This window comes from Bradyrhizobium vignae, from assembly GCF_900324035.1.
In the GTDB taxonomy this organism is placed as follows: Bacteria; Pseudomonadota; Alphaproteobacteria; order Rhizobiales; family Xanthobacteraceae; genus Bradyrhizobium; species Bradyrhizobium vignae.
This window is the reverse complement of record NZ_LS398110.1, coordinates 5,232,572-5,252,676: the sequence shown is the minus strand read 5'-3', so window position 1 is coordinate 5,252,676 and position 20,105 is coordinate 5,232,572. Positions and strand designations below refer to the sequence as shown.

General features: G+C 64.7%; 20 protein-coding genes. 5 read left to right on the top strand and 15 right to left on the bottom strand.

Annotated elements, in window-relative coordinates:
* Positions 1-2: 2 nt before the first annotated feature.
* The 12 genes from BRAD3257_RS25625 to BRAD3257_RS25570 all read right to left on the bottom strand — a co-directional run bounded on the left by BRAD3257_RS25625 (position 3) and on the right by BRAD3257_RS25570 (position 10,148).
* A complete protein-coding gene (locus BRAD3257_RS25625; RefSeq protein WP_122404166.1) occupies positions 3-506 on the bottom strand; it encodes a tripartite tricarboxylate transporter TctB family protein in 504 nt (167 codons plus the stop codon).
* Positions 507-581: 75 nt separating this feature from the next.
* Entirely contained in the window at positions 582-1,574 is a 993-nt protein-coding gene (locus BRAD3257_RS25620) for a tripartite tricarboxylate transporter substrate binding protein (RefSeq protein ID WP_122404165.1), read from the bottom strand.
* Between the two features lie 130 nt (positions 1,575-1,704).
* A complete protein-coding gene (locus BRAD3257_RS25615; protein ID WP_122406758.1) occupies positions 1,705-2,478 on the bottom strand; it encodes a DUF3298 and DUF4163 domain-containing protein in 774 nt (257 codons plus the stop codon).
* A gap of 32 nt (positions 2,479-2,510) precedes the next feature.
* Positions 2,511-2,807 (bottom strand): nucleotidyltransferase family protein, encoded by a 297-nt coding sequence (locus BRAD3257_RS25610; protein ID WP_122404164.1) that lies wholly within the window; start codon positions 2,805-2,807, stop codon positions 2,511-2,513.
* 37 nt (positions 2,808-2,844) lie between these two features.
* Positions 2,845-5,001 carry a methylmalonyl-CoA mutase gene (gene scpA, locus BRAD3257_RS25605; RefSeq protein ID WP_122406757.1) on the bottom strand — a complete coding sequence of 719 codons (2,157 nt, stop codon included), beginning with the start codon at positions 4,999-5,001 and terminating at the stop codon, positions 2,845-2,847.
* A gap of 23 nt (positions 5,002-5,024) precedes the next feature.
* The gene (locus BRAD3257_RS25600) at positions 5,025-5,489 is read right to left on the bottom strand and encodes a GFA family protein (RefSeq protein WP_122404163.1); all 465 of its coding nucleotides are present in this window, start codon (positions 5,487-5,489) and stop codon (positions 5,025-5,027) included.
* Positions 5,486-7,357 carry a methylmalonyl-CoA mutase family protein gene (locus BRAD3257_RS25595; protein WP_122404162.1) on the bottom strand — a complete coding sequence of 624 codons (1,872 nt, stop codon included), beginning with the start codon at positions 7,355-7,357 and terminating at the stop codon, positions 5,486-5,488. Before BRAD3257_RS25595 ends, BRAD3257_RS25600 begins: the two co-directional genes overlap by 4 nt.
* 81 nt (positions 7,358-7,438) lie before the next feature.
* A complete protein-coding gene (folK, locus tag BRAD3257_RS25590) occupies positions 7,439-7,930 on the bottom strand; it encodes a 2-amino-4-hydroxy-6-hydroxymethyldihydropteridine diphosphokinase (RefSeq protein ID WP_122404161.1) in 492 nt (163 codons plus the stop codon).
* Between the two features lies 1 nt (position 7,931).
* A complete protein-coding gene (folB, locus tag BRAD3257_RS25585) occupies positions 7,932-8,300 on the bottom strand; it encodes a dihydroneopterin aldolase (protein WP_018315750.1) in 369 nt (122 codons plus the stop codon).
* The gene (gene folP / locus BRAD3257_RS25580) at positions 8,297-9,157 is read right to left on the bottom strand and encodes a dihydropteroate synthase (RefSeq protein WP_122404160.1); all 861 of its coding nucleotides are present in this window, start codon (positions 9,155-9,157) and stop codon (positions 8,297-8,299) included. The genes folB and folP overlap by 4 nt, the downstream gene beginning before the upstream one ends.
* 192 nt (positions 9,158-9,349) lie before the next feature.
* The gene (locus tag BRAD3257_RS25575) at positions 9,350-9,757 is read right to left on the bottom strand and encodes a DUF4332 domain-containing protein (RefSeq protein ID WP_122404159.1); all 408 of its coding nucleotides are present in this window, start codon (positions 9,755-9,757) and stop codon (positions 9,350-9,352) included.
* 25 nt (positions 9,758-9,782) lie between these two features.
* Entirely contained in the window at positions 9,783-10,148 is a 366-nt protein-coding gene (locus BRAD3257_RS25570; protein ID WP_122404158.1) for a DUF2267 domain-containing protein, read from the bottom strand.
* A 349-nt stretch (positions 10,149-10,497) separates the two neighbouring features.
* Here BRAD3257_RS25570 and BRAD3257_RS25565 point away from each other — a divergent pair, with 349 nt between their 5' ends.
* The 3 genes from BRAD3257_RS25565 (at position 10,498) to BRAD3257_RS25555 (ending at position 15,038) form a co-directional block, all read left to right on the top strand.
* Positions 10,498-12,117, top strand: a complete 1,620-nt coding sequence (locus BRAD3257_RS25565) for a helicase HerA-like domain-containing protein (protein WP_122404157.1) — start codon at positions 10,498-10,500, stop codon at positions 12,115-12,117.
* Positions 12,118-12,290: 173 nt separating this feature from the next.
* A complete protein-coding gene (locus BRAD3257_RS25560) occupies positions 12,291-13,619 on the top strand; it encodes a glycosyltransferase family 87 protein (RefSeq protein ID WP_162500362.1) in 1,329 nt (442 codons plus the stop codon).
* A 24-nt stretch (positions 13,620-13,643) separates the two neighbouring features.
* Positions 13,644-15,038 (top strand): M20/M25/M40 family metallo-hydrolase, encoded by a 1,395-nt coding sequence (locus BRAD3257_RS25555; RefSeq protein ID WP_122404155.1) that lies wholly within the window; start codon positions 13,644-13,646, stop codon positions 15,036-15,038.
* Between the two features lie 128 nt (positions 15,039-15,166).
* Here BRAD3257_RS25555 and BRAD3257_RS25550 read toward each other — a convergent pair whose 3' ends face one another.
* Both BRAD3257_RS25550 and BRAD3257_RS25545 read right to left on the bottom strand, forming a co-directional pair.
* Positions 15,167-15,946 (bottom strand): class II aldolase/adducin family protein, encoded by a 780-nt coding sequence (locus BRAD3257_RS25550; protein ID WP_122404154.1) that lies wholly within the window; start codon positions 15,944-15,946, stop codon positions 15,167-15,169.
* Between the two features lie 188 nt (positions 15,947-16,134).
* The gene (locus BRAD3257_RS25545; protein ID WP_122404153.1) at positions 16,135-17,784 is read right to left on the bottom strand and encodes a glycosyltransferase family 39 protein; all 1,650 of its coding nucleotides are present in this window, start codon (positions 17,782-17,784) and stop codon (positions 16,135-16,137) included.
* A gap of 302 nt (positions 17,785-18,086) precedes the next feature.
* On the opposite strand from BRAD3257_RS25545, the gene BRAD3257_RS25540 reads away from it, so the two are divergent.
* Together BRAD3257_RS25540 and BRAD3257_RS25535 are read left to right on the top strand one after the other, a co-directional pair.
* Complete coding sequence (locus BRAD3257_RS25540; protein ID WP_122404152.1) at positions 18,087-18,947, top strand: DUF308 domain-containing protein; 861 nt, start codon at positions 18,087-18,089, stop codon at positions 18,945-18,947.
* 146 nt (positions 18,948-19,093) lie between these two features.
* On the top strand, positions 19,094-19,510 hold the full coding sequence (locus BRAD3257_RS25535; protein WP_122404151.1) for a Ros/MucR family transcriptional regulator: 417 nt from the start codon (positions 19,094-19,096) through the stop codon (positions 19,508-19,510).
* Between the two features lie 139 nt (positions 19,511-19,649).
* Here BRAD3257_RS25535 and BRAD3257_RS25530 read toward each other — a convergent pair whose 3' ends face one another.
* Positions 19,650-20,078: a SufE family protein gene (locus BRAD3257_RS25530; RefSeq protein WP_122404150.1), complete on the bottom strand. Its 429-nt coding sequence runs from the start codon at positions 20,076-20,078 to the stop codon at positions 19,650-19,652.
* Between the last annotated feature and the right edge of the window lie 27 nt (positions 20,079-20,105).

Genomic DNA, 20,105 nt, shown 5'->3' with positions numbered 1-20,105 from the left:
GATTACCAGGGCGTCGGCAACAGGCCGGCGGGCAGCGGCACGCGCAAGAGCTTGCCGAAGATGAGGTGGATGGCGAAGGGCGAGAGCGCCGCGAGCGGCAGCGCCAGCTTCCATTTCGCCCCGAGCGCGGTCGAGGTGACGTAGACCATGATCGCCGCGGTGATGATGAAGCCGAGCCGGTCGGCGGCCAAGACGTAGAACAGCAGCAGTGCCGGCGGCAGCAAGGCGCGCAGGCCGTAGAGCTTGCCTGGGAGTTTTCCTTGCGGCGGCGGGGCGGCTGCCTGGCCGTCCTCGAGCGGGACGAGCTCTTCCTCCTCCTCGAAGGAATGACCGACGCCGAACACGATCGCGAGCCCGCAGAGTGCGAGGCCCATGCCAATCAGCAGCGGAAACACGTTGGGGCCGACCGGCTGGCCCGGCACCGGCGGCAGGATCCAGCCACCGTAGGCAGCTGCAGCGCCGAGCACGACGAGAAACGATCCCGTGACGGAGTCGGGAAGACGCATGGGAGGGGTCCTATGGGAGGTGCGGTCCCTCTCCCCGCTTGCGGGGAGAGGCGATCAGAGCGTCGCAGGTGCGGATCACGCCTTGCTCAATCCGGCCGCCTTCATCGCTTCGCCCATCTGGGCGTCGCCCTTGTCCATGAAGCCGGCGAAGTGAGCGGCATCGCCCCAAACGGTACCGAAGCCGCGATTGCTCATGAAGTCCTTGAACTCGGCGGAGTCGTAGACCTTCCTCAGTGCCGCGGTGAGCTTGGTTGCGATCTCCGGCGGCAGGTTCTTGGGCGCGCCGATGCCGCGCCAGGCGCCGGTCGCGTAGTCGATGCCCATCGCCTCCTTCAGCGTCGGCACATCCTTGAAGATCGGGTTGCGCGCAGGCGCCATGATGGCGAGGCTCTTGGCCTTGCCCGCCTCGATGATGGCGCGCGCTTCGGGCACCGAGCAGGTGGTGAGGTCGAGGCCGCCGGCGGCGAGATCCTGCATCGCGGGCGCCGCGCCGTTCGACGGCACCCAGGCGACCTGGTTGGCGGGCAGCCCCATGGCCTGCATCCAGCCGACCAATGCGAGATGCCAAATGCCGCCCTGGCCAGTGCCGGAAGCCTTGAACTTGCCGGGAGGCGCCGCCTTGATCGCATCGGCGAGCTCCTTGACCGTCTTGTAGGGCGAGGAGGAGGAGACCTGGATGCCGGGGGGATCCTCGTTCATCAGCGCCAGGGGGGTGTAGCTCCTTGGCGTCAGGTCGGTCAGGCCCTGCCAGTGCATCATCGAGATTTCGACCGTGAGCATGCCGATGGTGTAGCCGTCGGGCTGCGCGGTCGCGATCGCGCTATGGCCGACGACGCCGGAGCCGCCGGTGCGGTTGACCACGTTGAAGGGCTGGCCGAGGTCCTTCTCCAGTAGCGCCGCGACGATGCGCGCGGTGGCATCGGTGCCGCCGCCCGCGCCCCAGGGCACGATCACGGTGACCGGACGCGCCGGATAGGCTTGTGCAAGGGCCGGCCTGAAGCCGAATGCGGCGGATGCTGCAACTGCAGCGGTCGAGGCCGCAAACGCGCGGCGCGAAATCTTGGACATGAATGCCTCCCAGCGGCGCCCGTGACGTCGGGCGCTCTTCTCAACAGCGGCATTCTAGTCGGCTTTGCGGCGGGGCCGCAAGGTAGCGCTACCAACGCGTTGTGAGCAACGCGCGCCGGCTCAAGGCTGATTACTGCCCTTCGTCCCCGTCGGTCTTCGGCCGCTGGCCGCCGAAAATTCGCAGACCTTCCGGCGAGAGATGGGGCTTCAAGGCTTCCCACGGAACGAAAGCGCCGTATGCGCCCTCGACATAGGGGCCGACGGCATAGGGTGGATAGTAGAACTTGAGGCCGGCGCTCTTTCCGATCTCGGTTGACGGCGCGAGGGTCACTGCGCCGATCTTCAAGAGGCTTGGCTTGATATTCTTGACCCAATCGTCGCCGTCCACGTCGGGCACATCACGCTTCTTCTTCTCGATCCTGAGCGAGGCGATCACGGCCTTCATCATCGCCTTCATGGTCGGGCCGTTGTCGGCGGTTTCGTTGAAGAATGGGCGGATCGAGATGCGCTTGTTCTCGGTTCTGTCCCACAAGATCGTGTTGGTGTCGGAATTGGGATGCGCGCCGAGAGTGTCCGTATACTCGGACCTGACGATGCTGACATAGCGGCCGCCGACCACCGAATCGACGGTGTAGTTGCGCTCGAATTCCCAGGCGCGATCCCTGAAGAGCTCCGGGTCGGTCTTGCGCGTGGCCGCCGCTTCCGCCGCGCTCTTGTCGAGCCAGTTTCTCCCCTCAGCGAGGCAATCGGCCGCGAGGGCAGGATCGGCCCTGATCGTGTCGTCGAGCAGGACGCGCGCCGCGATGTTCTTGGTCTTGAGGACGGCATCGGGCTTGGGATCGGCGGCGAGGGCGGAAAACACGCACGTTGCGCCAAGCGCCAGGGCGACGCTCAAACCGGTCATGAACTTCAAGGATTGTGCTCCTCGCGTGAGCGTCAGAATATTTCCAGAATGTCGTCTGCGCTGTGTGGCGCAAAGCGGGGCGACATCGAGCGGCGAACGGTTGCCTGCGCACGCAAACCGGTCGCGTCCTCGATGATGTGTTCGACATCGATCAGGTTTAGTAGCGAGAAAGTGGTCTCAGGTTCGACCTCGACCAGAATGTCGATATCGCTGGCGGCGCGGTAGTCTTCGCCTGCCCGCGAGCCGAGAATGGCAAGCTTCGAGACGCCCTTGCCTTTGATGGCGTCGGCGTTCTTGCGTATCGCCGCGATGATTTCGTCGCGTGTCATGGACACAATCTGGCCGGCTACACGGCCAGTCCATCATCTACTCCGCTGCCTCGCTATGGCCGAGCCGGGCATTCAGCTTGCGGATCAGCTCCTCGGCCGCATCCGCGATCACCGTGCCGGGTGGGAAGATGGCCTCGGCGCCGGCCGCGTAGAGCGCATCGTAATCCTGCGGCGGCACTACCCCGCCGACGATGATCATGATGTCGTCGCGGCCCTGCTTCTTCAGCGCGGCCTTCAATTCCGGCACCGCGGTAAGGTGGGCGGCGGCGAGCGAGGAGACTCCGAGGATGTGGACGTCGTTCTCGACGGCCTGCCGTGCGGCTTCGTCAGCGGTGGCAAACAACGGCCCGATGTCGACGTCGAAGCCGATATCGGCAAATGCCGACGCGATCACCTTCTGGCCCCGATCGTGGCCGTCCTGGCCGATCTTGGCGACCAGGATGCGCGGGCGGCGGCCTTCCGCCTCCTCGAACGCGTCGATCAGCGCCTGAACCTTCTCGACCCGGTTGCCCATGCTGGACGCCTCCCGTTTGTAGACGCCGGTGATGGACTTGATCTCGGCGCGGTGGCGGCCGAACACCTTTTCCATCGCGTCCGAAATTTCGCCGACGGTCGCCTTGGCGCGTGCCGCGTTGATCGCGAGCGCGAGCAGATTGCCATTGCCTTCACCGGCCGAGCGCGTCAGCGCGGCGAGCGCGGCATCGACGTCCTTCTGGTTGCGTTCGGCTTTCAGCCGCTGGAGCTTGTCGATCTGAAGCCGGCGGACATTGGTGTTGTCGACCTTCAGGATCTCGATTTTGTCCTCGTCGGTCGGCCTGTACTTGTTGACGCCGATCACCGCCTGCTTGCCGGCATCGATGCGGGCTTGCGTCTTGGCCGAGGCCTCCTCGATGCGCAGTTTTGGCACGCCGGCTTCGATGGCTTTTGCCATGCCGCCGAGCTCCTCGACCTCCTGGATGTGGCCCCACGCCTTGGCCGCGAGGTCGCGCGTCAGCCGCTCGACATAGTACGAGCCGCCCCAGGGATCGATGATGCGGGTGGTGCCGCTCTCTTGTTGCAGGAACAGCTGGGTGTTGCGGGCGATGCGCGCCGAGAAGTCGGTCGGCAAGGCCAGCGCTTCGTCAAGCGCATTGGTGTGCAGCGACTGCGTGTGGCCTTGGGTGGCCGCCATCGCTTCCACCGTGGTGCGCATCACATTGTTGAAGACGTCCTGCGCGGTCAGCGACCAGCCCGAGGTCTGGCTGTGCGTGCGCAGTGACAGCGACCGCGGGTCCTTCGGATTGAACGGCTTCAGCAGCTTCGCCCAGAGCAGCCGCGCCGCGCGCAGCTTGGCGACTTCCATGAAGAAGTTCATGCCGATCGCCCAGAAGAACGACAGCCGCGGCGCGAAACGGTCGACGTCGAGGCCGGCGGCAAGGCCGGCACGCAGATATTCGACGCCGTCGGCGAGCGTATAGGCAAGCTCGAGATCCTGCGTCGCGCCGGCCTCCTGCATGTGATAGCCGGAGATCGAGATCGAATTGTACTTCGGCATCTTTTGCGAGGTGTAGGCGAAGATGTCCGAGATGATCCGCATCGATGGCGCGGGCGGATAGATATAGGTGTTGCGCACCATGAACTCTTTCAGAATGTCGTTCTGAATGGTGCCAGAGAGCTTTTCCGGCGGTACGCCCTGTTCCTCGGCGGCCGCGACGTAGAGCGCGAGGATCGGCAGCACCGCGCCGTTCATGGTCATGGATACGCTCATCTGGTCGAGCGGAATGCCCGCGAACAGCGTGCGCATGTCGTAGATGGAATCGATGGCAACGCCGGCCATGCCGACGTCGCCGCCGACGCGCGGATGATCAGAGTCATAGCCGCGATGGGTGGCGAGATCGAAGGCGACCGAGAGGCCTTTCTGCCCCGCCGCGAGGTTGCGGCGGTAGAACGCGTTGGAATCCTCAGCCGTCGAGAAGCCGGCATATTGCCTGACGGTCCAGGGCTGGTTGACGTACATGGTCGGGTAGGGCCCGCGCAGGAACGGCGCGATGCCCGGATAGGTCTCGAGGAAATCGAGCCCGCCGAGATCCGCCTCGCCATAGACGGGCTTCACCAGAATGCCCTCGGGCGTCAGCCACGGCTCGGCGCTGCCGGCTGGCGCAGCGGGGGCGGTCCGGTCGAAGGCGACGTCGGCGAAATTGGGAATGCGGCTCATGGCTTCAACCATATCAAAAGCACTCAATCATGATCCGGATGCTGATAGCTGACGATGGTCGCCATCTTCTCCGGTCCGTAATTCTGCTGCGTGGTCTGGCTCGGCAGGTTGGCGATGCCGACCACCCAGCCGAGGCGGGATTCGGTGCCGAACTGCCGCGTCGGGATGACGCGGTCGGGGTGGTCGAAGGTACCGGTCATGATCTCGATCCGGTCGCCGTCGATGCGGCCAAAACTCAGTGGCGTGCCGCAGCCGGCGCAAAAGCCACGCTCGGCGATGGTGGAAGAGCGGAAGAACGAGGGCTGTCCCTTGGTCCAGGCAAAGTCCGTCTTGTTGATATCGGCAAAGGAGGCGAACGGCGCGCCGCTCGCCTTCTGGCACATCCGGCAATGGCAGATCGAAATCCTGGTCGGTGCCGTCATGACTGCAAAGCGCACGGCGCCGCATTGGCAGCCGCCGGTGAGAACGGGTTTGCCGGTTTCAGTCATGGCTGCTCCATCCGTCGATAGGCGTCTTGCAGCGTCGCAAGCGCGTCGCCTCCGGCGAAGACAAAGCCCGTGACGCCGGCCGCGCGCAGCGCCGCCTCGCCATCGGTCGGGCGGCCTGCCAGATAGATATGTCTGCTGCCCACCGTTTGCAGCGCCCGGGCGGCCGGTTCCGCCTGACCGGCATAGACCTTGTCGCTGGAACAGAGGCAGGCGAGCTCCGCGCCGGAGGCCTTGAAGGCGGCGGCCAGCTTGGCCGGATCGGTAAAGCCCTCGCTGTCGACGGCCTGGATGCCGCCGGCTTCGAAGAAGCTTTTGGCGAAGGTCGCGCGCGCCGTGAAATCGGCTGGCGTGCCGAGATTGGCCAGGAAAACCTTTGGCCGCGTGCCCCGCACCTTCAGCGCCGCGTCGGACTTGTCGCGCAGCGCCTCAAACGGTTCCGCCAGCCGGATCGGCGGCAGCGCCTCGAACTTGTATCGCTGTTCCCCATAGGGCGGAAGGACGATCGGCGTTGCCTTCAGTACGGTGGCTTCGCTCTCATGGAGATTCGGAAACTCGCTGGCACCGGTCAGCACGTCGCGGCGCTTTGCGATGTTGGCGGCGCGCGCCTTTCGCGCGCCCGCGACCTTGCTCTGGAACACGCCCTGCTGAAGCGCCGCGAAAGCGCCGCCGGCTGTCTCGCTCTCCTGGAACAGCGCCCAGGCCGCTTCGCACAGTTGCCCTGTCAGCGTCTCGATGCCGCCTGCGCCGGCTGCGGGATCGCTGACCTTGGCGAGGTTGCTTTCTTCCAGCAGCAGAAGCTGGGTATTGCGCGCCACGCGGCGCGCGAACGGATCGGGCAGGCCGAGCGCCAGCGTATGCGGCAGCACGGTGATCGCGTTGGCGCCGGCCAGTCCTGCCGCGAACGTTGCCATGGTCGCGCGCAGCATGTTCACGTAAGGATCGCGCTGCGTCAGCATGCGCCAGGCCGTATCGGCGGCGATGAACAGCGGCTTTGGCGCGAGCCCGCAAGCCGTCTCGATGCGCGCCCACAACAGCCGCAGCGCGCGGAATTTGGCCATGGTCAGGAACTGATCGGCATCCGCAGCAAGCCGCGCATAGACCATGCCCTGCGCCTGCTCGAGGGGGATGCCAGCGCCTTCGATGGCGCGTAAGTAAGCGACGCCGCAGGCAAGCACGAAGGCAAGCTCCTGCACTTCCGAACCACCGGCATCATGGATCACGCGCCCGTCGGCGGACGCAAACGGTCCCTTGAAACGGAGTGCGGCCAGGCCCCTGATGGCGCCGGTGATGGCCGGAACGATCTCGTCCCAGGTATAGGGGCTGTGGCCCCACGCTGCGGCGGCCGCGAGCGGATCGAGCCCGAAGCGGATGTTGCAGGCTGCGGGATCGAACCCCTTGCTCTCGACATATTCCGCGACATGGATCGCGGCCATGCGCGATTGCGGTCCGATCTCGAGCTCGATGCCGATCCCTGCGTCGAGATGTATCCCGCTCAACACCTTGGCAACGGCGTCGGCCGTAGGTTCCAGGCCAAATCCATGGGCCGCATTGCCGCCGGCGAACACCAGCGCGAGCCCCGTCGCGCCGTTCTCCAGATCCTGCAAGGCCTGCGCATTCGCGAGCGCCGTATCGGGATGGTCGATCCGCTGCATTATCTGCCACGGCGCCGCCGCCGGCCGGCCGACCACGGGCGCAACGCCCTTGGCGCGCGGATAGAGCGGATCGATCTTGAGGCCGTCATAGGTCTTGCCGACCAGCTTCTCGAACGGCGCGCCCTTCAGCACGCCGTCGACCAGCTTGCGCCAGTCCTCCACGGTGGCTTTGGGAAAATCCGCCGCCAGCGGCAGGTCGTCAGTCACGGAGGTCATGCGGCGATGGGCTCCCGAAAATCTTGTTATTCGCAGGCGAAATTGCCACGGCCGACCGTCCCTGCAAACGGTTGTTTTTGGTTAACCGGTATCCGGAAGCCGCTCAATGCCTTGCGTCGAGACGCTGGCGAGCCCGTCACGCACGCGAATGCCTGAGATGATGCGGTCGGGCGCGATTTCGGCCAGCGGCACCAGCACGAAGGCGCGCTCGAACAGGCGTGGATGCGGCAGCGTCAAATCCGGCTTCTGCAAACTGACGTCGTCATAGGCGATCATGTCGAGATCGAGCGTGCGCGGGCCCCAGCGCCGTTCCTTGGTCCGCGTGCGGCCGAATTTCTGCTCGACTTTCTGCAGCACGAACAACAGCGCGTGTGGATCGAGACTGGTCTCGATCTCGATGCAGGCGTTGATGAAGGGAGCCTGGTTCTCATCGCCCCAGGGCGGGGTCGTATAGTCCGACGAGCGCGCGATCAGCGCGGCCTGCGCCATGCCGCAGATATGCGCGATCGCCTTGGCGAAGGTCGCGCGGACATCGCCGACATTGCCGCCGAGTGCGATCAGCACGCTCGCCATATTACGGATGCCGAGAGCGGGTCAGCATGATGCCGACGTCGTCGAAGATCGCAGCGATCGGCGCGTGCGGCTTGTGCACGGTGACCTTCACCGCGCGGATGCGCGGGAAGTGCGACAGGATGGCATCGGCGACCGCGCCGGCGGCGCGCTCCAGCAGCTTGTAGTTGGTGTTCTTGAACGCCGCCGTCGTGGTCGCGACGACATCCGCGTAGGACACGGTGTCGGCGAGCCGGTCACTGCGCGACGGCTCCGACAGATCGGTGTAGAGTTCGAGGTCGATGACGAAACGCTGGCCGACCTCGGTTTCGTGATCCATCACGCCGTGGCGGGCATGGATCGACAGGCCGGTGACGAAGATCGTATCGGTCATTGCTTGCTCTCGATTGCATGCGCCACCCGCAGGGCCTGCAGGGTTTCGGCGACGTCATGGGTCCGGATGATCTTCGCACCGCGTTGCGCGGCGATCAGATGTGCCGCGATCGAGCCGGCGAGCCGCTCCGATGGCTCCGACGGCGACACCGAGGCGATGAAGCGTTTTCGCGAGGCACCAACGAGGATCGGCAGGCCGAACATGTCGAGTTCGCGCAAGCGCGCCAGGGCGATCATGCTCTGCTCGGCCGTCTTGCCGAAGCCGATGCCGGGATCGAGCACGATGCTCTCGCGCGCGATGCCGGCTTTTGCGGCGATGTCCAGCGAGCGCAGGAAGAATGCTTTCATGTCCGCGACGATATCGATGGCGGGATCGACACTGTCGCGGTTGTGCATGACGATGACGGGGACGCCCCTTGCGGCGATCAACGGCGCCATGTCGGCATCCCGTTGCAGGCCCCAGACGTCGTTGGCGATCGCCGCGCCCTGATCGAGCGCGAATTTCACCACCTCCGCTTTCATGCTGTCGATCGAAACGGGCACACCGAGCGCCACGACGCCAGCCAGCACCGGCTTCAGCCGCGCGAGCTCTTCCGCCGCCGTGACCGGCCGGGCGCCCTTGTAGGGCCGGGTGGACTCGGCGCCGACATCGATGATGTCGACACCATCGGCGATCATCGCCTGCGCCCGCGCGAGTGCCTGATCTGGTGCGATGAAGGCACCGCCGTCGGAGAATGAATCCGGGGTGATGTTGAGCACGCCCATCACTGCAGGAAGAGGCTGTTCCAGCAGCGTCCGCAGCACATCGGCCCCGGCCGAGCCGGCCGGCGGGACGGAAGGGGAGGGCGAGGCATTCATGCGGCCCGCTTTGCGCGGTTGGGAAGGGGGTGTCAAGACCAACACCCTCCCTGTCATTGCCCGCGAAGGCGGGCAATCCAGTATTCCGAGGCAGTGCGGTGATACGGAGGAGCCATGGCGTGCTGGATACCCGCCTTCGCGGGGTATGACACCGACAGCTAATGCTGCAGGTCGTGCGCCGAGACGTCCGGTCTAATACGTGATCTTCGGCGGCAGCTTCTTGGCCTTGGCGATGATGTCGCCGACCGACTTCTCCGACGGCAGGATGCGGACCAGCTTCTTCTTCTCGTTGGCTTCGCGCATGCTCTGCGCCAACCTTGCCGGATTTCGATAGGCGAGCTCGCGCACGGTGGTGACGCCGGCGGCGCGGACCAGACCGACCTTGGCCTTGCCCATGCCGGGAATGCGCATGTAGTCGGAGACGTTGGCCCACTCCAGCAGCGACTGCTCGCTGATTCCCGTCTTGGCGGAAAGCGCCTTGCGGCCCTTCACGGTCGAGGCCGCCTCGAGCAACGCGTCGGTTGTGCGGATTCCTTGCGCCTTCAACTTGTTGGCTGCAAAGGCAGGCAGGCCCTCAATCTCGGAGATCGGATATGTCATGATGCTCGATGTGAAATGCGTGCCTTCAGGCGAACTGGCTGAGGCCCGGCGTCCCCGCAATGATCTTGCCCATCTGATCCGCTCCGATTTCGTCGCGACCGTAGCGGAAAAGTTCACGGGCGACATTTTGAATCTCGGACATGCCGAGCCCCAGACCCATCAGGCGGGTGCCGACGGCCATCAGGCCGCCGCCCATCAGCCGCGACAGGCCGCCGCCGCTCCTGGATGCCTCGATCGCAGCTTCCGCTCCGGAGATTTGGTCGATCAGGGCCTGCACGCTGTCGGAAGGACCCTCACTGCGGAGGAAGCCCAGGATGATGCCGACGGTCTTTTCAGCGACAGCACCATCTATGCCGGCGCTTGCCGCCAGCCGTCCGATCAGCTCGTCCATAAGACCCGCCCCTCAGCCGGTTTACATGCCGGAGTATTGCTTTCGAAAAATGATCTTGAGCCGGTGTGATGTGAAATTCAAGCGATGAACGCACGCGCCGCCGCGATTCAGCTTCGAACGCGCGAAAGGTGTTGCAGTCGTGCAAGAGCCGAGGACGAATCGGCGATAATTTGCCGCGTTGCGAACGGCTCGTTCCCACTTTCGGCTTATGTCGATCGTTCTCGTCCGACAATGTCGCATGCTTGGGCGCGTTGAACGGTTTCAATCGGTGCACGAGATGCGTTAAACTACGGAACTGGTGCATTTGAGTTTCAATACGGGAAACTCGGCAGAGAGATCAGAGAGAATAATGACCGCACAGGACAGCAAGCTCGGCGATACCGACGAGAAGATCTTTGTCGGCAAGGGAGACGAGCAGGCTTGGCTGACGCTGGCGCTCGCCAATCGCCACGGCCTCGTCACGGGTGCAACTGGAACCGGTAAGACCGTATCGCTGCAAGTGATGGCAGAAGGATTTGCGCGCGCCGGTGTTCCGGTCTTCGCAGCCGACATCAAGGGCGATCTCTCCGGCATCTGCCAGGTCGGCGAACCCAAGGATTTCATCGTCAAGCGCGCCACCGAAATGGGGCTGTCATTCCAGCCCGATCAGTTCTCGACGGTGTTCTGGGACGTATTCGGCGAGCAGGGCCACCCGGTGCGCGCCACCGTCACGGAAATGGGGCCGCTTCTGCTCGCGCGCATGCTGGACCTGAACGATGTGCAGGAAGGCGTGCTCAACGTCGCCTTCCGCGTCGCCGACGACAACGGCCTGACTTTGATCGACATGAAGGACTTGCGGGCGCTGCTCGATGCCATCGTGCCCGACAGCGGAAAGAAGGGGGCGGATGCGGAAGAGGATCCGCTCGCCGCCATCCGCAAGGCCGCTCAGGGCTTCGGCAACGTCACCAAAGCGACCGTCGGCACCATCCAGCGCCAGCTTCTGGTGCTGGAGAACCAGGGCGGCACCAAATTCTTCGGCGAGCCGGCGCTGACGCTGAAGGACTTCATGAAGACCGACCGCGACGGACGCGGCATGGTCAACATCCTGGTCGCCGACAAGCTGCTCCAGAGCCCCAGGCTTTATGCGACGTTCCTGCTGTGGATGTTGTCGGAGCTGTTCGAGGAGCTGCCCGAAGCTGGCGATCTGCCCAAGCCGAAGCTCGTGTTCTTCTTCGACGAAGCGCATCTGTTGTTCAACGACGCGCCCAAGGCGCTGATGGACAAGATCGAGCAGGTGGTGCGTTTGATCCGATCCAAGGGTGTCGGCGTCTATTTCGTGACGCAAAACCCGATCGACGTGCCCGACCGCGTGCTCGGACAATTGGGCAACCGGGTGCAGCACGCGCTGCGCGCCTTCACCCCGCGCGACCAGAAGGCGGTCGCCGCTGCGGCGCAGACCTTCCGGCCCAACCCGAAGCTCGACACCGCGAAGGTGATCATGGAGCTCGGCAAGGGCGAGGCGCTGGTGTCCTTCCTCGAGGGCAACGGCACGCCTTCGATGGTGGAGCGGGTGATGATCCGGCCGCCGTCGGCGCGCATCGGACCGATCACGCCGGACGAGCGCAAGGCGATCATGGCTGCAAGCCCGGTGAAGGGCAAATATGACACCGCCGTCGATTCCGAGTCCGCCTACGAGATGATTCAGAAACGCATCGCCGCCACGGCGGCCACGGCGGACGCTCCGGCCGGCGGAGGCGGCGGCATCCTGGGCCAGATCGGCTCGATCGTCGGCACCATCTTCGGTACCAACGTCAAGCGGGGCCGTCTGTCGACCGGCCAGGTCATTGCGCGAGACGTGACGCGATCGGTCACCAATCAGGTGATCGGCGGACTGGCCGCCAATGTCGGCAAGTCGATTGGCGGCCAGCTCGGCGGCTCGATCGGCCGCACCCTGGTCCGCGGCGCGCTCGGCGGATTGCTGCGGCGATAGGCAGAGCGCCTGGTTTGAGGCAGTCGCCGTATCCGGTCATGAAGCTCTAGGACTTTGACCGTCGCCTGATATTTGCTCGTCCGAGCTACCACGGCGCACAATTTCAGGTGAGGGGCTCTGCAAGCCTTCGCCGGTCTGCTAGGTCCTGTGTCGTCGCCGTTCAGGACCACACCGTGAACCCGCCCGCCCAATTAGGCAAGCCTGACGCAGCCAGACGCCCGTCGCTGGGTGCGCCGCTGGATCTGCTTTTTCTGTTCTGCTGCGTCCTCCTGACCGCCGACGTGCTCGTCCCCGAGATTTTAGGGCACGGCAAGACCAAGGACTACTCGCTCTGGTACTGGGCCGGACAGCAGGTCCTGGAGGGTGGGCCGCTGTATCCTGCCACAGCCGTCGAGCATTTCGATTTCATCTATCCACCGCTGCCGGCAATCCTGTTGGCGATCCCGAGCTGGTTCGGCAAGATCCCGCTCTATGTCGTCCTGTCGATCTTGAACGCCGTGGCGTGGTGGTACACCGCGGCGTTCTCCCAGGTCATGACCGGCTCGGACCGCGCGCCGGGTCGTTGGCTCGAGGCGCTGCCGGTCGCCGTCACCGTGACCTTCGTGTTCGACATGTTCGACCTCGGCCAGCCGAACCTTCTCCTGCTGGCGATGATGCTCTACGGCTTCTGGAGCTTGCGGCATCAGCGATCGTGGCTGGCCGGCTTCATGTTCGCGCTCGCCGCCGCCATTAAGGTGTTCCCGATCGCCGTGCTGCCCTATCTGGCCTGGCGGCGCAAATGGGCGGCCCTGGTCAGCACGATCGTCTTCACCGGCATTCTTCTCTATGTCGTGCCGGCACCGATCCGCGGCTTCGAACGCAACGCGGCCGAGCTGGCGACCTGGTACCAGGGCATGGTCGGGACCAGCTCGGAAAAGGGCTTTGGCCAGCGTCGCGAGCAGAACTGGTCGTGGGTCAACCAGTCCCTCATTGCCGTCACGCATCGCCTGGTCCGGCCGATCAACTACAATCAGGACGATCCCAACAAGCCGCCGCGCACCATGAACGTGATCGACGTCGACTACAGAACGGCGAACTGGATCGTGCTTGCGCTGTCGGCGCTGCTCGGGCTCGGCTTCGTTGCGATCATGCCGCGGCAAGCGCGGCGGACGGCGCGCTCGGATGCCGAGGAGCTCGGCATCTTGTTCTGCCTCATGACGGTAGCCTCGCCCTTGGCCCGGCAATACTATTTCATGTGGCTGTACTTCCCGGTGACGGTGTTGATGCATCGCGCCGCATTCGACGAGCGAGCGCAGGTGCGCCTGGGAACCTGGCTCGCCCTGGGTGCCGCCGGCATCCTCATGCTGCTGTCATTGCCGTGGTTTCCGATCGCCTTCCAGGCTTGGGGCAACAACCTCGCTGCGACCGCGGTCCTCGCAGGGTGCCTCGCCTGGCACATCAGGCATCCGCCGCTTGCGGCTAGTCCCGAGGCCGCGCCGGCGCTAAAACCCGGGACCTCTTGAGCCCAACAACTTGGATTCGCAATCATGGCCAATGCGCAGCTCCAATCCGTGCTCGACCACATCGACAAGGATTTCGACAACAGCCTGGAGCGCCTGTTCTCGTTGTTGCGGATCAAGTCGATCTCGGCCGATCCGGCCTTTGCGGATGATTGTAAGGCCGCGGCCGAGCATCTCGCCAAGGACATCGCCAGTCTCGGTGTTGCCACCGAGGTGAGGCCGACCGCAGGCCATCCGGCCGTCGTCGGCAAGACCGGCGCGGGCGGACGGCCGCACGTGCTGTTCTACGGCCATTACGACGTGCAGCCGGTCGACCCGCTCGATCTCTGGCACCGTCCGCCGTTCGAGCCCGTCGTCACCGATCATGCCGATGGCCGCAAGATCATCGTCGCGCGCGGCGCCGAGGACGACAAGGGTCAGGTGATGACCTTCGTCGAAGCCTGCCGCGCCTGGAAGAAGGTGACGGGCTCACTGCCGATCGACATCACCTTCCTGATCGAAGGCGAGGAGGAGGTCGGCTCGAAGAATTTCGTGCCCTTCATCGAGGCCAACAAGGACGAGTTCAAGGCCGACTACGTGCTGGTCTGCGACACCGGCATGTGGAATCCCACCACGCCGGCGATCACGACCTCGCTGCGCGGCCTGCTCTATGAAGAGCTGAAGATCACCGCCGCCAATCGCGATTTGCATTCCGGTGTGTTCGGCGGCACCGCGATGAACCCGATCCGTCTGCTCACTAAAATTCTGGGCGGCCTGTTCGACGACGACAACCGCATCACCATCCCCGGCTTCTATGACGGGGTGAAGGATACGCCGCCCGACATCCTGGAGCAGTGGAAGAAGCTTGATTTCACGCCCGAGACCTTCCTCAAGCCGGTCGGGCTGTCGCTGCCGGCTGGCGAGAAGGGCAGGCTCCTGGTCGAGCAGGCCTCGACGCGTCCGACCTGCGACGTCAACGGCATCTGGGGCGGCTACATCGGCGAAGGCTCCAAGACGGTGATTCCCTCGCATGCCTCGGCCAAGGTCTCGTTCCGTCTGGTGCAGGGCCAGGACCCGCAAAAGATCCGCAAGGCTTTCCGTGATTACGTGACGGCGCGCATTCCCGGCGACTGCAAGGTCGAGTTCGGCGACCATTCCGCCGCGCCCGCAGTTGCGCTCGACTGGACCATGAAGCCGCTCGCTGCCGCCAGCAAGGCGCTGGCCGACGAGTGGGGCAAGGAGACCGTGCTGATGGGATCGGGCGCCTCGATCCCGATCGTCGCCGACTTCAAGCGCACGCTCGGCCTCGACTCGCTGCTGGTGGGCTTTGGCCTCGACGACGACAACATCCACTCACCAAACGAGAAATACGACCTGCGGAGCTTCCAGAAAGGCATCCGCTCCTGGGCCCGCATCCTCGCCGCGCTGGCGGAGGTGAAGTGACCGCGTAGCGCGCCCCGGAATGACGGGCGTGATGAACAAATAAAAACGCCGCCCGGAATTAGGCGGCGTTTCATTCCAAAACGTGCAGAGGTCGTTCGAAAACTACCCTACACGAAATCGCGAAAATCTCAAGACCGGTAGCCCGGAAGCTCGCGGTCGAGCTTGCGCAGCAAGGGCGGCCACACCAGGGTGGTGGCGCGCAGCTCGGCGCGGTCGCGATTGGACAAGAGCTCGGTGTTCTTCTCGATCGCGATCTCCTCGACCGGATAGACCGGCGTGCCCAGCGCACGCGTCCGCACCTGCATCGAGCAGGCGCGCTCGAGATGATACATGCGCTCGAAGGCGGAGGCGACCGAGCGGCCGACCGTCAGCGTGCCGTGATTGCGCAGCAGCATGTGGTTGTGGTTGCCGAGATCCTTCTGCAGCCGCGGCCGCTCGTCGTGATCGAGCGCGATGCCTTCATAGTCGTGATAGGCGAGGTCGTGGGTGACGAGCTGCGCGGTCTGGTTCAGCGGCAACAGGCCTTCCGCGCTGCTCGACACCGCAGTGCCGTCGAGCGTGTGGAGATGCAGCACGCAGATCGCGTCCTCGCGCACTTCGTGGATCGCCGAATGGATGGTGAAGCCGGCCGGGTTGATGCTGTATTCGCTCTCGGACAGCTGGTTGCCGTGCAGATCGACCTTGACGAGGCTGGAGGCCGTGATTTCCTCGAACATCAATCCGTAAGGATTGATCAGGAAGTGATGATCGGGACCGGGGACGCGCGCGGAGATGTGGGTGTCGACCAGATCGTCCCAGCCGTACAGCGCGACCAGGCGATAGCAGGCGGCGAGATTGACCCGTTGCTGCCACTCCGCCTCCGTCATGTTCGACGGCACTTCCCTCAGGCGCGCTTCCGCTGGCGACATGGCAATTTTCTCCGAACATCGTTGTTGCAGGAAGCGACCGTAGTCTTGGGCGGGGCTGGGGGCAAGGCGCGAAGAGCGTGGCTGTCGCGCGTAGCCCGCATGGAGCTTTCACCGTAGCTCGAAGAGCGAAGGCGGAAGCGCCCGGATTTCGCTTGCACTCCGTCCGGGCTACGTACAGGAGAAAATTATTACGGCGCCGGGATCGACAGCAGGCTGGAAATGCTGCGGCCGCGGATGTCGTAGACGCGGGCGAATACCACGTCGTCGCGCTTGATCTCGACCATGACGGGCGCGGTGAGACCCTTGCAGTAGAATTCGCCGAGCGTCATGGCGAAATCGGCTGCGTTGGAATCCCAGCCGATGGTGAAGTCGGGCCCAAGCGCGACCTGGGCCGGGCGCTGCGGACCACACACCGCGACCTTCCATTTGCGGTTTGCAGGCGGCACTTCCTGGCGCTCGACCAGCTGCTCGCGCAGTTCGTCGGAGGCCTGCTTCAGGGCGAGACCCCAATAGTCCAGCATGAAGCGGTCGTCGGCGCCGCGCACGGTTCCCGCGATGTGATTGAAGTGCGTGTACTGATAGGGGTGCAGGCGGATCATCTCGGCGAGCGACAGCGCAAGGCCAAAGCAGAAGGTGCCGAGCAGGACCGGCTGCCAGATGCGGTGATTGGCGCGCAGGCGCTCCATGGCCCAGGCGAAGGCGACACCGCCTAGCACCGCCATCGGCGGGATCACGAAGACGAAATGGCGGATGCCGTTGTACAGGGCCGGGCGCTTCACCATCGCGATCGCGAGCGGCAGGGTCGCAGCCAGCGTCAGCATCAGGAGAATGGTCTTGCGGCGCGCCGGAACGTCGTTCCGCGGCAGCAGCGCAAAGGTGCCGACCACGGCGCCGCCCATCAGCACCAGCATCACTTCGGGCAGCTGCAGCGCGAACAGCGTCGGCAGATAGGACCAGGGCATGTCGGGCACCGACACGATCGCGCCGTCGAACATCTCCTTCCACGGCTTCTCGAAGAAATGCGAGAAGTAGGTCAGCGCCTCGAAGGGATTGCCGGGTTCCATGATCGACCACGGCCAGATCAGGCCCATCACGAGGTAGCCGAGCGTGAGGCCGGGCAGCAGCACATAGACGACATGGGCGAAGCGGCGGACCGACTCGCGCAAACCTTCGGTGCGCAATTCCTCCAGGAACAGCGGCATGAAGCCGAGCACGGCGTAGACCAGTGCGAGCCCGCCGAGAACACGGCAGCCCAGCGAAAGGCCGGCACCCAGGCCGACGATCAGGACCGTGCGCGGCGACGGCTGCGGATATTCCTCTGCGAGCCGGACGAGGCCGAGCATCAGGATGATCATGGCCACCGCGAAGGGTGCATCCTTCGGGTTCATGAACATGTGGCCGTAGAAGATCGGGCAGAGCGCGAGCAGGAGCAGTGCCGCGAGGCCTGCGAGTGGTCCGCCGATGCGGCGGCCGAGCCGCCAGGTCACGGCAAGCCCGATCACGCCGACGATGGCGCCGACCAGACGGCGGGTCTCGAACAGCTCGAGCGGAATGACCTTGTGGAGCAGGGCCGCGATCATGTCGAAGCCGCCGCCATACATGTAGAGGTTGGCGAAGGAGAGCGCCGCCGTGTCCCTGAACCCGGAACCGAACATGCGCAGCAGCAGGTCGGCGTATTCCGCGTGTGTGTAGTCGTCCCAACCCAGCCCGTAGTCCCGGAAGGTCAAGCCCGCAATGACGGCGACCGCGGCCAGCACCAGCATGGCGAGATCGTCGCAGGTTCGTTCGACCGAGCGCCGCTGAGGCGCGTCGATCGCCGAAGTCGTGATGGATGTCATGGCTATCGGTGCCCCGGAATCCCCTTTTGGCCCTGCTGGTGCGCGCGGGCCTGCTCCCCGGACTCCGTATAGCGCAGTTCCATTACCAAGTAATTGGGCATTATGGCTAAATTCCTGATGCGACGCAGCAATTCCGGTTACTTGAGAGCAGCCCAGCAGTAGCGAGCCGGAGCTGAAGGGAACGTGAATAAGTCCCTGATTTCCTTCCCTTTAGGAACACTGCCTAGAATTGGCCGTTGGCGAGGAACATCGTATGGCGGTATCGTGGCCCAGCGGCGGCTGCGCGGCCGGGGGTGAGTTCGATGAATTTGGCATTGTTGATCGTGGGGATTTGCGCCGTCCTGGCGGGTCTCCTTGCGATCATTTTCGGCCTGACGATCAGGGAATTCAGCCTCGGTGGGACTCTCATAATCTCCGGCACCATTGGCGTCTGCTCCGGAATGTTACTGGTCGGCCTGCATCTGGTGCTGCTTGAGCTCAAGAGCGTCGCTCGCCGGCTGGCGGGCGTGGTCGCCCCGTCCGAGGTTCGGGTGAGGCCCGTGCTGCCGGGCCTCGCCGTGCCTGGCGCGGTTGCGCCCGAACCGGTGCCCACCGCGGCGGCGAGAATCGAGCCGGCGCCACCGCCGTCCGCAGGTCCGCCGCCCTGGCAGAGCGAAGCTGCTGCGCGCGAGCGTCCGCGCGTCGAGGGAGCGCAGGAGCCGGAAGCTCCTACGCCGCCCGCCGCTCCAGAGGCGCCCCGCCGCCGCAACCTGCTGTTCGCCTCGACCTCCCGCAAGGAGCGCGAGCGCGCGGAGGCGAAGACCACTGAAGGTGCGCCGCCGCAGCCGCCTGCGGAGCCCCGTGAGGCCCCGGACCTTCCGCCTGCGAGCTTTGACGTTGCCTGGCCGAAGCCGGACCGGATGCGCTCGCCGGAGCCACCGGCCGCCCCGCGCCGTCCGCCGCCGCGCTCCCCGCCGACCTTTGCGGAGGCCGTCCCACCGCCTGCACCCGAGCCGCCACCACCTGCCGAGCCGACACCCGTGACCGTACTCAAATCCGGCGTCGTCGACGGCATGGCCTATTCGCTCTATTCCGACGGCTCGATCGAGGCACAGATGCCGGAAGGCATGATGCGCTTTGCCTCGATCGACGAGCTCCGCGCGCATCTTGACCAGCGCGGTTGAGGTCACGCTTGCAAGTAAAGCGGCGCCGTTCATCAGTAATCAACGCACCGTCGTCAGTTGTCCTATTTCAGCCGAATGTATTCTTGACACGGAATACTGTGATGTCGTCAATCCCGTGAGACTTAAGCGGGAGAAGGAATGGGCGCATGTCGGACGCGGGGGCGAAGAATTTCATCGAGCTGACCGCGAGCATCGTGTCGGCCTATCTCAGCAACAATCCGACGCCGGCGGCTGAGATTCCGAACCTGATCAGCCAGGTGCATGGGGCCCTGGTGCGGGTCTCCTCAGGCCGCACCGAGACCCTACCGCTCGAGCCTGCCAAGCCGGCCGTCTCGCTGAAGAAGTCGATCGCGCCCGACTATCTGGTCTGTCTGGAAGACGGCAAGCGCTTCAAGTCGCTGAAGCGCCATCTGCGCACGCAGTACAACATGACGCCGGAGCAATACCGCGAGAAGTGGGGCTTGCCGGCCGACTATCCCATGGTCGCGCCGAACTATGCGGTGGCGCGCTCGCAGCTGGCCAAGCAGATGGGCTTGGGGCAGCAGCAGCGGAAGCGGAAGTAAAGCTGCTGCAGCTTGCAACGCACTCCGCCCTCATCCGGAAGGAGACCGCGAAGCAAGCGTCTCGAAGGATGGCTGCGGGCGAAGGGCGGGGCTTCATGGTTCGAGACGGCGCTGACGCGCCTCCTCACCACGAGGATTGTCAATAAGCTTCCGCGAGCGCTTCTTTCGCGTCGGTCTTGATGCGCTCGACCATCGAGCGCAGGCCGTTGGAGCGCTGCGGCGTCAGATGATCGCGAAAACCGAACTCATTGAACACGGCGATGGCGTCCGTATCGAGGATCTCCTGCGGCGTGCGGCCCGAATACAGCGCAAGGACGATCGCGACCAGCCCGCGAACAATATGGGCGTCGCTGTCGCCGCGATATTTCAGGATCGGCGCGCCATTGCTGCGATCTATCAGCTTCTGCAGCCAGACCTGGCTGACGCAGCCCTGCACCTTGTTCGCGGCGGAGTGTTCCGCCTCGGGCATCGGTTCCAGGGTACGGCCGAGCTCGATGACATACCGGTAGCGGTCGTCCCACTCGTCCAGAAGCTCGAAATTATCCCTGATTTCGTCGATCGTCGTCATCTTGGCCCACAGTTCCCGTTAAGGCCA